Raw genomic sequence first — 12,670 nt, 5'->3', positions numbered from 1 at the left:
CAAGCTTGCCAAAAGAGGATTTTTTGAATGTCGCAGAAATTTGACGTAGTAGTGATCGGTGCGGGCCCTGGCGGCTATGTAGCTGCCATCAAAGCAGCGCAGCTTGGCCTGACGACTGCCTGCATCGAGAAGTACACCGACAAGGAAGGCAAACTGGCTCTGGGCGGTACTTGCCTGAACGTCGGCTGCATTCCATCCAAGGCGCTGCTGGACAGCTCCTGGAAGTACAAGGAAGCCAAAGAAGGCTTCGCAATCCACGGTATCAATCACGCTGGCGTGACCATGGACGTGGCTGCAATGGTTGGCCGTAAAGCCAACATCGTCAAAGGCCTGACCTCTGGCGTTGCAACCCTGTTCAAGGCTAACGGCGTCACTTCCCTGCAAGGCCACGGCAAACTGCTGGCTGGCAAGAAAGTTGAACTGACCAAGCCGGACGGCACCGTCGAAATCATCGAAGCCGAGAACGTGATTCTGGCTTCGGGCTCGCGTCCGATCGACATTCCACCGGCTCCGGTTGACCAGAACGTGATCGTCGATTCGACTGGCGCGCTGGAATTCCAATCCGTACCTAAGCGTCTGGGCGTGATCGGCGCTGGCGTTATCGGTCTGGAACTGGGTTCGGTCTGGTCGCGTCTGGGTTCTGAAGTGGTTGTTCTGGAAGCGCTGGAGAAGTTCCTGCCAGCCGCTGACGACGCCGTTTCCAAAGAAGCCTACAAGACCCTGACCAAACAAGGTCTGGACATCAAGCTGGGCGCTCGCGTCACCGGTTCCAAAGTGAACGGCAACGAAGTTGTTGTGAACTACACCGATGCCAATGGCGAACAGAACATCACGTTCGACAAGCTGATCGTTGCCGTTGGTCGCCGTCCAGTGACCACCGAACTGCTGGCAGCTGACAGCGGTGTGACGATCGACGAGCGCGGTTTCGTTTTCGTTGACGACCAGTGCGCGACCAGCGTTCCGGGCGTTTACGCGATCGGTGACGTGGTTCGCGGCATGATGCTGGCGCACAAGGCGTCCGAAGAAGGCATCATGGTGGTTGAGCGCATCAAGGGCCACAAAGCCCAAATCAACTATGACCTGATCCCGTCTGTTATTTATACTCACCCGGAAATCGCGTGGGTCGGCAAAACCGAGCAGACCTTGAAGGCTGAAGGCGTTGAAGTTAACGTTGGCACCTTCCCGTTCGCAGCCAGTGGCCGTGCCATGGCAGCCAACGACACCGGCGGTTTCGTGAAAGTCATTGCTGATGCCAAGACTGACCGCGTATTGGGCGTCCACGTGATTGGCCCGAGCGCTGCAGAACTGGTTCAGCAGGGCGCGATCGGTATGGAATTCGGCACCAGCGCTGAAGACCTGGGCATGATGGTTTTCTCCCATCCGACCCTGTCCGAAGCCTTGCACGAAGCAGCTCTGGCTGTGAATGGCGGCGCCATCCACATTGCCAACCGCAAGAAGCGTTAAGACACAATAAGAAACCACGGCGGTTTGGCCCGTCGTGAGCCTTGCATGCAAGTCTCACCGCGGAATATCCGCTGGACGCAGTCTTGCGTAGCTGCACCGGTTGTCCGGAAAGGCTACGCAAGCAGCAGTCACAGGTGGTGCGGCACTTGAACAAGTGCAGCACCGAATGCGCAGTACCTAACGAAGACGGTAATAAGCATGAATCTTCACGAGTATCAGGGTAAGCAGCTGTTCGCTGAATACGGCCTGCCAGTATCCCAGGGTTTCGCAGTAGACACTCCGGAAGCAGCAGCAGAAGCTTGCGACAAAATCGGTGGTACCGAGTGGGTTGTCAAAGCCCAGGTCCACGCTGGTGGTCGCGGTAAAGCGGGCGGCGTTAAGCTGGTTCGCAGCAAAGAAGACGCCAAGGCATTCGCACAGCAGTGGCTGGGCAAGCGTCTGGTGACTTACCAGACAGACGCCAATGGTCAGCCAGTCACCAAGATCCTGGTTGAATCGTGCACTGATATCGCTAAAGAGCTGTACCTGGGCGCTGTCGTTGACCGTTCGAGCCGTCGCATCGTGTTCATGGCTTCCACCGAAGGTGGCGTGGACATCGAGAAAATCGCTCACGACACCCCTGAGAAAATCCTCAAGGCCACTATCGATCCACTGGTTGGCGCTCAGCCATTCCAGGGGCGCGAGCTGGCATTCCAGCTGGGTCTGGAAGGCAAGCAAGTTGCTCAGTTCGCCAAGATCTTCGTAGGTCTGGCCAAGCTGTTCAAGGATCACGACCTGGCCCTGCTGGAAGTGAACCCGCTGGTGATCAAGGCTGACGGCGATCTGCATTGCCTCGACGCCAAGATCAACATCGACGCCAACGCCATGTACCGTCAGCCTAAGCTGAAGACTTTCCACGATCCGTCGCAAGACGATCCGCGCGAAGCGCACGCTGCCAAGTTCGAACTGAACTACGTAGCACTGGAAGGCAACATCGGTTGCATGGTCAACGGTGCTGGCCTGGCCATGGGTACCATGGACATCGTCAACCTGCATGGCGGCAAACCAGCCAACTTCCTCGACGTGGGCGGCGGTGCTACCAAAGAACGCGTTACCGAAGCGTTCAAGATCATCCTGTCCGACACTAACGTCGCTGCAGTATTGGTCAACATCTTCGGCGGCATCGTTCGCTGCGACATGATTGCCGAAGGCATCATCGGCGCTGTGAAAGAAGTCGGCGTGAAAATCCCGGTTGTTGTTCGCCTTGAAGGCAACAACGCTGAGCTGGGCGCTAAAGTACTGGCAGAAAGCGGTTTGAACATCATCGCTGCTACCAGCCTGACCGACGCTGCTCAACAAGTCGTTAAAGCTGCGGAGGGCAAATAATGAGCGTCCTGATCAATAAAGACACCAAAGTTATCTGCCAGGGTATTACCGGTTCGCAAGGTAGTTTCCACACCCAGCAGGCCCTCGAATACGGCACCAAGATGGTCGGTGGCGTAACGCCGGGCAAAGGCGGCACCGAGCACCTGGGTCTGCCAGTGTTCAACACCGTGAAAGACGCTGTAGCTGCCACTGGCGCCACCGCCAGCGTGATCTACGTTCCAGCTCCTTTCTGCAAGGACTCCATCCTGGAAGCAGCCTTCGGCGGCATCAAGCTGATCGTTTGCATCACTGAAGGCATTCCTACCCTGGATATGCTGGATGCCAAGGTCAAGTGCGACGAGCTGGGCGTAGTCCTGATCGGTCCTAACTGCCCAGGCGTGATCACTCCAGGCGAATGCAAGATCGGCATCATGCCAGGTCACATTCACTTGCCAGGCAAGGTCGGTATCGTTTCCCGTTCCGGCACCCTGACCTACGAAGCTGTGAAGCAGACTACTGACGCCGGTTTCGGTCAGTCGACTTGCGTCGGCATCGGCGGTGACCCGATCCCAGGCTCGAACTTCATCGACATCCTGAAGCTGTTCCAGGAAGACCCGAAGACCGAAGCGATCGTCATGATCGGTGAGATCGGCGGTTCGGCTGAAGAAGAAGCGGCTGCCTACATCAAGGCACACGTGACCAAGCCGGTTGTTTCCTACATCGCTGGTGTGACTGCCCCTGCGGGCAAGCGCATGGGCCATGCTGGCGCAATCATCTCTGGCGGCAAAGGCACTGCAGACGAGAAGTTTGCTGCCCTGGAAGACGCAGGCGTTAAAACCGTGCGTTCGCTGGCAGACATCGGCAAGGCGTTGTCCGAGCTGACCGGTTGGGCGATGAAGTAAGCCTCGCGCTTAATTCACGCTTCACCAAACAAAGGCCACCTTCGGGTGGCCTTTGTGCGTCTGTAGGAGCGAGCTCGCTCGCGATGAACGTAAGGGAAACGCGGACAACCAGTTGCACGCGTAATCGTTAACGTCCATCGCGAGCAAGCTCGCTCCTACAAACGATGCATTTTTAATATGTAAACGCGACACGAAGATGTCGCGTATCGGATAGTTCGCCCTCTAACAGTGCGTTTTTCACCCAAATTCGTTAGGCTAGCCGCCATTTTTGCGTCTGCGTCCCACAAGGACGCGTCGCGCTAAAGGGTCAGTCCTATACGGGCCGACAGCATTTCCCTCACCCCTAAGGGAAATCCCTCTCTAAATTCCGATTCAGTAGTGTGGTATTTCCTTAATGAAAGTGTTGAAAGGCCAGGACATCCTGGCACTTGGTTTTATGACGTTTGCCCTGTTTGTCGGGGCTGGCAACATCATCTTCCCGCCTATCGTCGGTTTGCAGTCCGGACCTCATGTCTGGATGGCGGCGCTGGGTTTTCTGATCACGGCGGTCGGATTGCCGGTGATCACCGTAGTTGCACTGGCCAAGGTCGGTGGCGCAATGGATGCGTTGAGCAGCCCGATCGGTAAAGTCGCCGGTGGTTTACTGGCCGCCGCGTGCTACCTCGCCGTTGGTCCGCTGTTCGCGACACCGCGTACCGCAACGGTATCCTTCGAAGTAGGTCTGGCGCCGCTGACTGGCGAGAGCCCGCTGGCGCTGTTCCTCTATAGCTCGGTGTACTTCCTGCTGGTGTTCTTCATCTCGCTCTACCCGGGCCGTTTGCTGGACACCGTAGGACGTTTTCTCGCGCCGCTGAAAATCATCGCCCTGGCCGCGCTCGGTATCGCAGCATTTGCCTTGCCGGCTGGTGACATCGGCGTGGCGACCCCGGAATACGTGGCGGCGCCGTTCTCCCAAGGGTTTATCAATGGTTACCTGACCATGGATACACTGGGCGCATTGGTGTTCGGCATTGTTATCGTCAACGCCATCCGCTCCCGTGGCGTCGATTCACCAGCGTTGATCACCCGTTACGCGATCATTGCCGGATTGATTGCCGGCGTCGGTCTGGCGCTGGTTTACGTCAGCCTGTTCCGGCTCGGTTCGGGCAGTCACGAAGTTGCAGCGGGTGCCACCAATGGCGCGGCGGTGTTGCACGCTTATGTGCAACACACCTTCGGCTCGTTGGGCAGCGGTTTTCTGGCGGTGTTGATCTCGCTGGCCTGCCTGGTCACTGCGGTGGGTCTGACGTGCGCCTGCGCTGAATACTTCAGCCGCGTGCTGCCACTGTCCTACAAGACGCTGGTCATTATCCTGGCAGCGTTCTCCTTGCTGGTGTCCAACCTGGGCCTCACCAAGCTGATTGCGTTCTCGATCCCGGTACTGACCGCTATTTACCCGCCGTGCATTGCCCTGGTGGCGTTGAGCTTCTGTAAGGACTTCTGGCATGAGCAAGGCCGCATTGTCGGTCCGGTGATGCTGGTATCGTTCCTTTTCGGCCTGATCGACGCCCTCAAGGGCGCGGGTCTGGCGGGCTGGATGCCGACTCAGCTGTCACACCTGCCGCTGAGCGAGCAGGGGCTGGCATGGCTGGTGCCGTCGGTCATGACACTGGTGGTCGCGGTGGCCTGCGATCGTCTGCTGGGCAAGCGCGAAGAAGCGCTGGCTTAAGCCGCTGCAAGGTCCGTCACAAGCGGGCCTTGAGCACGTACAGAAATGCCCCGTATCAATCGATACGGGGCATTTTTTATGGGCATACGAAGATCAAATGTGGGAGCGGGCTTGCTCGCGAAGGGGGCTTAACATTCAATAGAGATGTTGCCTGAAAGGCCCTCTTCGCGAGCAAGCCCGCTCCCACAGGATTTTAGTACTCCTTAAACACATCACAAGGACCTGCATGTCGTTCATCCACGCCAACCTGATTCACATCCTCGCCGCACTCTGGTTCGTCATCTGCTGGGGTGGTTACACCCGATATGCCTCGTGGAAGGGCCGCGACACCGCGTGCCTGGCCAGCGTGCTGCATCTGTACCGCGAAGACTGGATGCGCCGCATGCTGCTACGCGATAACCGCATCGCCGACGCCAGCGTGATTGGCAATCTGGAACGCAATGCCTCGTTCTTCGCCTCAAGTACGCTGATTATCCTGGCCGGTATTCTCACCGTTCTCGGTGCGTCCGAAAGGGCGGTCTCGTTGTTGGCGGACATTCCGATGGTGCAACAGGCGTCCCAGGGAATGTCGGAGATCAAGTTGCTGTGTCTGGCGCTGGTGTTCGTCTATGCGTTCTTTACGTTTAGCTGGTGCATGCGTCAGTACAACTTTGCTGCCATCCTGATCGGCTCGGCGCCGATGGTCGGTGAGCGCCATGTCTCCGAGCTGGAGCGTAAAGCTTTCGCGGCCCGTGCGGCGCGTGTCATCTCCATGGCCGCTAACCAGTTCAACTTCGGCCTGCGTTCCTATTATTTCGGCATGACCATGCTGGCCTGGTTTGTCAGCCCCTGGTTGTTCATGTTGATGAGTACTGGCGTCGTGCTGGTGTTGTATCGCCGGGAGTTTCATTCCGACGTTCTAGATGTAATGGTCTATACCCCTACAGAGGCGCCATTGCCTGAGGCGAACAAAGAGGCCGCTTGATGAGTATTCCGTTCTGGTGTGTGTTTATCAGTGCCTTATTGATATACGTGGCGCGCATGCCGGTGGCCAAGGCCATGAAAGAGCAGGGCGGTTACAACAATCACTTGCCGCGTCAGCAGCAGGCACAATTGACGGGCTTAGGCGCCAGGGCGGTGGCGGCTCATCAGAATTGTTTCGAGGCGTTCATTTTGTTTGCGGTGGGGGTGTTGATGGCTCACACCACACAGACGGCGGGCTGGTTGATCGACGCGCTGGCAATCATCTTTGTGATTTCGCGGATCATCTACTTGTTGTGTTATTGGGGGGATTTGGCCTGGCAGCGGAGTCTGGTGTGGTTTGTCGGATTAGTGTGTTCGTTACTGCTGATGATTAGTCCGACTTTTAGAACTATTTTGCTGTAACGGGACAAATGACAGACAAAAGAAAACCCGCATTTGGCGGGTTTTCTTTATCACGCTAAAAACTGTTTTAGTTTTTAGGTGCTTCTTTTGCGGCTGCCTCGTTCGATTCAGCCTGATCTTTGGCGGCTTCGGCGTTTTCTTTCGCAGCGTCGTTCACTTTATCCTGAGCTTTGCTCATGTCTTGCTGAGCTTGTTCAGCATGTTGGTTAGCATCTTGAGCTTTGTCCTCGGATTTTTTACCGCAGGCTGCGAGACCGAGGGAAGCGGTCAACATCAAGGCAATAGCTAAAGTCTTACGCATGGGGTGTTTCTCCTGATGGAAAATATCTACTGGCCTTTCGAGCACAGCCCACAGCGTTAAGTTCCTCAATTCGTTCAAATATATAAGATTATTCCGACGGGAACTTTTACCGAATATGCCTAGTGCGATGTCCAAATACTAAGAAGAGTTTTTATCAAATGACGGAAAACCCCGTTTTTGAGCGCGCGACGCGATTTATGTCGGCGCTGCGACATTGTCAGGTACTGGGTCTGCGGGTTCACAGTGCGAGCAGCGAAGGCCTGACCGTCATTCTGCCATACACCCCGCAGATCGTTGGCAACCCGCAAACCGGCGTGATCCACGGCGGCGCCCTGACCACGCTGATGGACACGGCCTGCGGCATGTCCACCCTCTGCGTGTTACCGGAATTTGAAGTCTGCCCGACCCTCGACCTGCGGATCGATTATATGCACGCCGCCGAGCCCCATAAGGATGTCTACGGTTTCGCCCAGTGCTACCGGGTGACGACTGACGTGATCTTTGCCCGGGGTTTTGCCTACCAGGATGATCCCGAGCAACCCATCGCCCACGTGGTGGGCACCTTCATGCGCATGGGCACGGCCATCAAAGGCACAAAAGGCTTTGGTGGCGTCATCGCCGGAGGTGCGAAATGACCGACTTCAAGGCGCAGCTGCAACAGGCGCATGAAAAGGGCGACTACGCATCGCTGCTGCACCTGCTTCCCTACGCCAAGCTGATTGGCGTCGACTGCTCGCGCGTAGGGGATGAGCTGCTGTTTCGGCTGCCAGCCAACAAGGACAACATTGGTAACCCTTTATTGCCGGCGATTCATGGGGGGGTGATTGCCGGGTTCATGGAGCTGTCCGCCGCGCTGCACCTGCTGATTTGCACGGGCTCGCCGGGCGTACCGAAGATCATCGACTTCTCCCTCGACTACCTGCGCGCGGGGCAGTTTCGCGATACCTGGGCCCGATGCCAGGTTTGCCGTCAGGGGCGGCGGGTCGCCAATGTGGCGATTACGGCCTGGCAGACCACCGAAGCCGAGCCCATTGCCACGGCCCGGGCGCATTTCAAAATTGAAGAGCCCTTGAAATCCGAGTCGCAGCCCCAACCTTGATGACATCCCGCCGCCAACCCTTTCGGGCGCGGCCAATGCCATCCAAGTTGGAGTTTGATGACTATGAGCGTGGAAACTCAAAAGGAAACCCTGGGCTTCCAGACCGAGGTGAAGCAACTGCTGCACCTCATGATCCATTCGCTGTATTCCAATAAGGAAATTTTCCTTCGCGAATTGATTTCGAACGCCTCTGACGCTGTCGACAAATTACGTTTCGAAGCCCTGTCCAAGCCTGAACTGCTGGAAGGTGGCGCGGAACTGAAAATCCGTGTGAGCTTCGACAAGGACGCTAAAACCGTCACCCTCGAAGACAACGGCATCGGTATGAGCCGTGAAGACGCGATTACCCACCTGGGCACCATCGCCAAATCCGGCACTGCCGATTTCATGAAACACCTCTCTGGCGACCAGAAGAAAGACTCCCACCTGATCGGTCAATTCGGTGTTGGTTTCTATTCGGCCTTCATCGTCGCCGATAAAGTCGATGTATTCAGCCGTCGTGCCGGTGCTGCCGCCAGCGAAGGCGTGCACTGGTCGTCCAAAGGTGAAGGCGATTTTGAAGTTGCCACCGTTGAGAAAGCCGACCGCGGCACCCGCATCGTGCTGCACCTGAAGTCCGGTGAAGACGAGTTCGCTGATGGCTGGCGTCTGCGCAACATCATCAAGAAATACTCCGACCACATCGCTCTGCCAATCGAGTTGCCGAAAGAAGTGGCCGCCGCCGAGGGTGAAGAGAAGCCGGCCGTTGAATGGGAAACCGTCAACCGCGCCAGCGCCCTGTGGACCCGTCCTCGCACCGAGATCAAGGACGAGGAATACCAGGAGTTCTACAAGCATATTGCCCACGACTTCGAAAATCCGCTGAGCTGGAGCCACAACAAGGTCGAAGGCAAGCTCGAATACAGCTCGCTGCTGTACGTGCCGACCCGTGCTCCGTTCGATTTGTACCAGCGTGAAGCGCCGAAAGGCCTGAAGCTGTATGTGCAGCGCGTTTTTGTCATGGATCAAGCCGAATCGTTCCTGCCGTTGTACCTGCGCTTTATCAAAGGCGTGGTCGATTCCAATGACCTGTCGCTGAACGTGTCGCGGGAAATCCTGCAGAAAGACCCGATCATCGACTCCATGAAGTCGGCGCTGACCAAGCGTGTGCTGGACATGTTGGAAAAACTGGCGAAGAACGAGCCTGAGCAATACAAAGGCTTCTGGAAAAACTTCGGTCAGGTCATGAAAGAAGGCCCGGCAGAAGACTTCGCCAACAAAGAGAAAATCGCTGGCCTGCTGCGTTTTGCGTCCACTCAGGGCGAAGAAGGCGAGCAAGTTGTGGGTCTGGTCGAGTACCTGGCTCGCGCCAAGGAAGGGCAGGACAAGATTTACTACCTGACCGGCGAAACCTACGCGCAAGTCAAAAACAGCCCGCACCTGGAAGTCTTCCGCAAGAAAGGCATCGAAGTGCTGCTGCTGACCGACCGTATCGACGAGTGGTTGATGAGCTACCTCAGCGACTTCGACGGCAAGAGCTTTGTCGACGTGGCGCGCGGTGACCTGGACCTGGGCAACCTGGACTCGGAAGAGGACAAGAAAGCGGCGGAAGAAGTCGCCAAGTCCAAAGAAGGTCTGGTCGAGCGTTTGAAAACGGCATTGGGCGATTCCGTTGCTGAAGTGCGGGTTTCCCACCGCCTGACCGATTCCCCGGCGATTTTGGCCATCGGCGAACAAGACCTGGGCATGCAAATGCGTCAGATCCTTGAAGCCAGCGGTCAGAAGGTTCCGGATTCGAAGCCGATCTTCGAATTCAACCCGGCTCACCCGCTGATCGAGAAACTCGACAACGAGCAGAGCGACGAACGCTTCGGCGACCTGTCGCACATTCTCTTCGATCAGGCAGCCCTGGCCGCCGGCGACAGCTTGAAAGACCCGGCCGCCTACGTGCGCCGCCTGAACAAGCTGCTGGTTGAACTGTCGGTTTAATTTGGTTGTACAGGTCAGTTAAGCGTATGTGAGCCTTTGTAGGAGCGAGCTTGCTCGCGATGGTCGTTAACGATAACGCGTGTTTACTGGCTAAACGCGGCGTTCTTGAGTCCATCGTCGGAACGCCGCCCGGAGCAAGCTCGCTCCTACGGACAGGCATTACCCGCTTCGGCGGGTTTTTTCGTTCTGGTGTCTTTTACTGGGAGTTAGTCATGAGTCAAATCACTGTTCGTTCAGTTGCTTATCAGCTTGATGGCCAGTCCTTTGAAAGCCGTCTGGCGTTCGATGCCGACCACAAAGGCCCGCGCCCGGGATTGTTGATGGCGCCGAACTGGATGGGTATCAGCGCCGGTGCCGAGGAAATCGCCAAGTCTGTGGCGTCCAAGGGGTATGTGGTGTTGATCGCGGACGTTTATGGCCAATCGGTTCGTCCACAGAACGGCGACGAGGCGGGGGCGGCGATGATGCCGCTGAAGAATGACCGCGCGTTGCTGCGCAAGCGCTTGCAGGCGGCATTCGAGCAGTTGCAGAGCCAAGGCGAGGCCGCCGTCGATACCTCGAAACTGGCGACGTTCGGTTTTTGCTTCGGCGGTTGCTGTGCATTGGACCTGGCCCGCACGGGTGCGCCAGTGAAGGCGGCAGTGTCGTTCCACGGGTCACTGGACTCACCGAATCCGGCTGATGCCAACAACATCAAAGGCTCGGTGTTGGTGCTGCACGGCGCTTCTGATCCACTGGTGCCGAAGGAGCAACTGCCCGCGTTTGAAAATGAGATGAATGCGGCGGGGGTGGATTGGCAGTTGCTGAGTTATGGCGGCGCGGTGCATTCGTTTACTGACCCGCATGCGAATGTGCCGGGGAAGATGATGTATGACGCGAAGACGGCCGCTCGGGCCTTTACGTCGATGCATAATTTGCTGGATGAAGTGTTTAAGGGCTGATAGTCCCTAAGATCAAAAGATCGCAGCCTGCGGCAGCTCCTACATTGGTCCGTGTAGGAGCTGCCGCAGGCTGCGATCTTTTGACTTTGCCCCTAGGGCAGTTCGATCCGCTCACTTTCCCCCGGCACCGTCGGCCAATCCCCGGCCGCCCAGCGTCGCCGTGCTTCATCAATCACTGCCGGATCGCTCGCCACAAAATTCCAGTTGATTCGTCGCGGCCCATCCAGCGGCGCCCCACCAAACAGCACGGCATGACAGTCACTCTCGGCGAACAGTGTCATCTCTTCGCCAGCAGGCAGCACCACCAACGAATTCAGTTCCAGCGGCTCACCTTCAAGCTGCACCTCTCCGCTCAATACATACAATGCCCGCTCTTCATGTTCGGTAGGAATCAGCAATGTCGTTGCCGTTTGCAGGTTCAACTCCGCATACAACGTAGGAGAAAGCACCGGCACCGGTGATTCCAGGCAAAAGCCTGACCCGGCAATCATCCGGATCTTTACCCCAAGGTTATCGCTCACGGGCAATGTGGCGGCTGGATGGTGGCTGTAGTGTCCCGGGCCCTGCTCACGATCCTTGGGCGATGCCAGCCAGATCTGCAAGCCGTGCATTGTGAACCCGATGTTCTTCAATGCCTCGGGCGTGCGCTCGACATGGGCAATCGCGCTGCCTGCGGTCATCCAGCTGACATCGCCGGCATCCACGACCTGATCGGACCCGAGGCTGTCCTTGTGCTGGATCTGCCCCTGGAACAGGTAGGTGAGGGTGGAGAGGCCGATGTGCGGATGCTGGCGGATGTTCATGCCTTTGCCCGCCGGATAGTGGGTTTCCAGCATGTGGTCGAAAAACACGAAAGGTCCGACACTGCGGCATTTGGCTGATGGTAACGGGCGAAGAATCGGCTGGCCTTCGACATCTTCGGTGCGGGGACGGATCACGAGCGGAGTGTTCATGGTGCATTCCAGGCTGAGCGGGTGACGCATGGAGCATAACCCGCTTGTGTAGCCCTTGCCGCTATTGGCTGAAGGCGCCTTCGGACAAGTGGGTTTCAATGCTGACGTCGGTGGTGGTCATCAGCTTGTGGACCGGGCAGCGGTCGGCCACGCGATGCAGTTCTTCGCGCTCGGCGTCGGTGAGCACGCCCTTGAGCGTCAGTTTGACGTGCAGCGCATATTTGCCTTTTTGCTCTTCGCTGTTGTCGCGTTTGACCTCGACCGTAACGCCCGTCAGCGGGATGTTTTTCTTCTTGGCATACATCTTCAAGGTCAGAGCTTTGCAGGTGCCGAGTGCGGCGTCGAAGTAGTCGTGTGGCTCCGGTGCCGAGCCTTCGCCACCCACGGATTGAGGCACATCGGCAAAGAGCTCATGTTCATCAATCTGCACGCTGTGACGAAAACCTTCGCTGGAGACGGTATTGACGGTGACGGACATGGGAAACCTCGTAGGCAGTAGGAAAAGTCATCGATCAAAAAGACCTTGAAGTTATAGAGCATTCCCCGTCACGGGCGTTCCACTATTTGCAACCCGGTCGTGATCACGCTGAATCATTACAACGATGCGACCGGTTGGCTGCGCACG

13 protein-coding genes are annotated in these 12,670 nt (G+C 57.1%); 10 read left to right on the top strand and 3 right to left on the bottom strand.

The window, feature by feature from the left end; translation table 11 throughout:
* Positions 1–27: 27 nt before the first annotated feature.
* The 6 genes from lpdA (at position 28) to JFU37_RS21935 (ending at position 6,783) form a co-directional block, all read left to right on the top strand.
* Positions 28–1,464, top strand: a complete 1,437-nt coding sequence (gene lpdA, locus JFU37_RS21960; protein ID WP_201118690.1) for a dihydrolipoyl dehydrogenase — start codon at positions 28–30, stop codon at positions 1,462–1,464.
* A 198-nt stretch (positions 1,465–1,662) separates the two neighbouring features.
* Positions 1,663–2,829, top strand: a complete 1,167-nt coding sequence (gene sucC / locus JFU37_RS21955; RefSeq protein ID WP_008148602.1) for an ADP-forming succinate--CoA ligase subunit beta — start codon at positions 1,663–1,665, stop codon at positions 2,827–2,829.
* Positions 2,829–3,710, top strand: coding sequence for a succinate--CoA ligase subunit alpha (gene sucD / locus JFU37_RS21950; RefSeq protein ID WP_027922418.1), 882 nt, complete (start codon positions 2,829–2,831; stop codon positions 3,708–3,710). The genes sucC and sucD overlap by 1 nt, the downstream gene beginning before the upstream one ends.
* A gap of 394 nt (positions 3,711–4,104) precedes the next feature.
* On the top strand, positions 4,105–5,418 hold the full coding sequence (gene brnQ / locus JFU37_RS21945; protein ID WP_201118687.1) for a branched-chain amino acid transport system II carrier protein: 1,314 nt from the start codon (positions 4,105–4,107) through the stop codon (positions 5,416–5,418).
* Positions 5,419–5,644: 226 nt separating this feature from the next.
* Positions 5,645–6,382: a DUF599 domain-containing protein gene (locus tag JFU37_RS21940; RefSeq protein ID WP_201118684.1), complete on the top strand. Its 738-nt coding sequence runs from the start codon at positions 5,645–5,647 to the stop codon at positions 6,380–6,382.
* Positions 6,382–6,783, top strand: coding sequence for an MAPEG family protein (locus tag JFU37_RS21935; protein WP_201118682.1), 402 nt, complete (start codon positions 6,382–6,384; stop codon positions 6,781–6,783). Before JFU37_RS21940 ends, JFU37_RS21935 begins: the two co-directional genes overlap by 1 nt.
* Before the next feature lie 67 nt (positions 6,784–6,850).
* Here JFU37_RS21935 and JFU37_RS21930 read toward each other — a convergent pair whose 3' ends face one another.
* A complete protein-coding gene (locus JFU37_RS21930; protein ID WP_201118679.1) occupies positions 6,851–7,084 on the bottom strand; it encodes a hypothetical protein in 234 nt (77 codons plus the stop codon).
* 158 nt (positions 7,085–7,242) lie between these two features.
* Between JFU37_RS21930 and JFU37_RS21925 the strand changes: the two genes are divergently transcribed.
* The 4 genes from JFU37_RS21925 to JFU37_RS21910 all read left to right on the top strand — a co-directional run bounded on the left by JFU37_RS21925 (position 7,243) and on the right by JFU37_RS21910 (position 11,092).
* Positions 7,243–7,719, top strand: coding sequence for a PaaI family thioesterase (locus tag JFU37_RS21925; protein WP_201118677.1), 477 nt, complete (start codon positions 7,243–7,245; stop codon positions 7,717–7,719).
* A complete protein-coding gene (locus JFU37_RS21920; RefSeq protein WP_201118675.1) occupies positions 7,716–8,183 on the top strand; it encodes a PaaI family thioesterase in 468 nt (155 codons plus the stop codon). Before JFU37_RS21925 ends, JFU37_RS21920 begins: the two co-directional genes overlap by 4 nt.
* Before the next feature lie 63 nt (positions 8,184–8,246).
* The gene (gene htpG, locus JFU37_RS21915; protein WP_201118673.1) at positions 8,247–10,151 is read left to right on the top strand and encodes a molecular chaperone HtpG; all 1,905 of its coding nucleotides are present in this window, start codon (positions 8,247–8,249) and stop codon (positions 10,149–10,151) included.
* A gap of 212 nt (positions 10,152–10,363) precedes the next feature.
* Positions 10,364–11,092: a dienelactone hydrolase family protein gene (locus JFU37_RS21910; RefSeq protein WP_201118671.1), complete on the top strand. Its 729-nt coding sequence runs from the start codon at positions 10,364–10,366 to the stop codon at positions 11,090–11,092.
* A 92-nt stretch (positions 11,093–11,184) separates the two neighbouring features.
* Here the strand turns inward: JFU37_RS21910 and JFU37_RS21905 are convergent, their stop codons facing one another.
* Positions 11,185–12,045, bottom strand: a complete 861-nt coding sequence (locus JFU37_RS21905; RefSeq protein WP_201118669.1) for a pirin family protein — start codon at positions 12,043–12,045, stop codon at positions 11,185–11,187.
* 61 nt (positions 12,046–12,106) lie between these two features.
* On the bottom strand, positions 12,107–12,523 hold the full coding sequence (locus JFU37_RS21900) for an OsmC family protein (RefSeq protein ID WP_201118667.1): 417 nt from the start codon (positions 12,521–12,523) through the stop codon (positions 12,107–12,109).
* Positions 12,524–12,670 lie beyond the last annotated feature (147 nt).

Origin of the sequence: Pseudomonas sp. TH41, from assembly GCF_016650695.1 — a bacterium.
Classification (GTDB): domain Bacteria; phylum Pseudomonadota; class Gammaproteobacteria; order Pseudomonadales; family Pseudomonadaceae; genus Aquipseudomonas.
This window is presented reverse-complemented; position numbering and strand designations above follow the sequence as displayed.

What these genes read in the sequence shown, in the direction of transcription:
- lpdA (WP_201118690.1), top strand. Translation starts at nt 28, where the DNA reads ATGTCGCAGAAATTTGACGTAGTAGTGATCGGTGCGGGCCCTGGCGGC.
- JFU37_RS21905 (WP_201118669.1), bottom strand. Translation starts at nt 12,045, where the DNA reads ATGAACACTCCGCTCGTGATCCGTCCCCGCACCGAAGATGTCGAAGGC.
- brnQ (WP_201118687.1), top strand. Translation starts at nt 4,105, where the DNA reads ATGAAAGTGTTGAAAGGCCAGGACATCCTGGCACTTGGTTTTATGACG.
- sucC (WP_008148602.1), top strand. Translation starts at nt 1,663, where the DNA reads ATGAATCTTCACGAGTATCAGGGTAAGCAGCTGTTCGCTGAATACGGC.
- JFU37_RS21940 (WP_201118684.1), top strand. Translation starts at nt 5,645, where the DNA reads ATGTCGTTCATCCACGCCAACCTGATTCACATCCTCGCCGCACTCTGG.
- JFU37_RS21930 (WP_201118679.1), bottom strand. Translation starts at nt 7,084, where the DNA reads ATGCGTAAGACTTTAGCTATTGCCTTGATGTTGACCGCTTCCCTCGGT.
- JFU37_RS21925 (WP_201118677.1), top strand. Translation starts at nt 7,243, where the DNA reads ATGACGGAAAACCCCGTTTTTGAGCGCGCGACGCGATTTATGTCGGCG.
- JFU37_RS21920 (WP_201118675.1), top strand. Translation starts at nt 7,716, where the DNA reads ATGACCGACTTCAAGGCGCAGCTGCAACAGGCGCATGAAAAGGGCGAC.
- sucD (WP_027922418.1), top strand. Translation starts at nt 2,829, where the DNA reads ATGAGCGTCCTGATCAATAAAGACACCAAAGTTATCTGCCAGGGTATT.
- JFU37_RS21910 (WP_201118671.1), top strand. Translation starts at nt 10,364, where the DNA reads ATGAGTCAAATCACTGTTCGTTCAGTTGCTTATCAGCTTGATGGCCAG.
- JFU37_RS21900 (WP_201118667.1), bottom strand. Translation starts at nt 12,523, where the DNA reads ATGTCCGTCACCGTCAATACCGTCTCCAGCGAAGGTTTTCGTCACAGC.
- JFU37_RS21935 (WP_201118682.1), top strand. Translation starts at nt 6,382, where the DNA reads ATGAGTATTCCGTTCTGGTGTGTGTTTATCAGTGCCTTATTGATATAC.
- htpG (WP_201118673.1), top strand. Translation starts at nt 8,247, where the DNA reads ATGAGCGTGGAAACTCAAAAGGAAACCCTGGGCTTCCAGACCGAGGTG.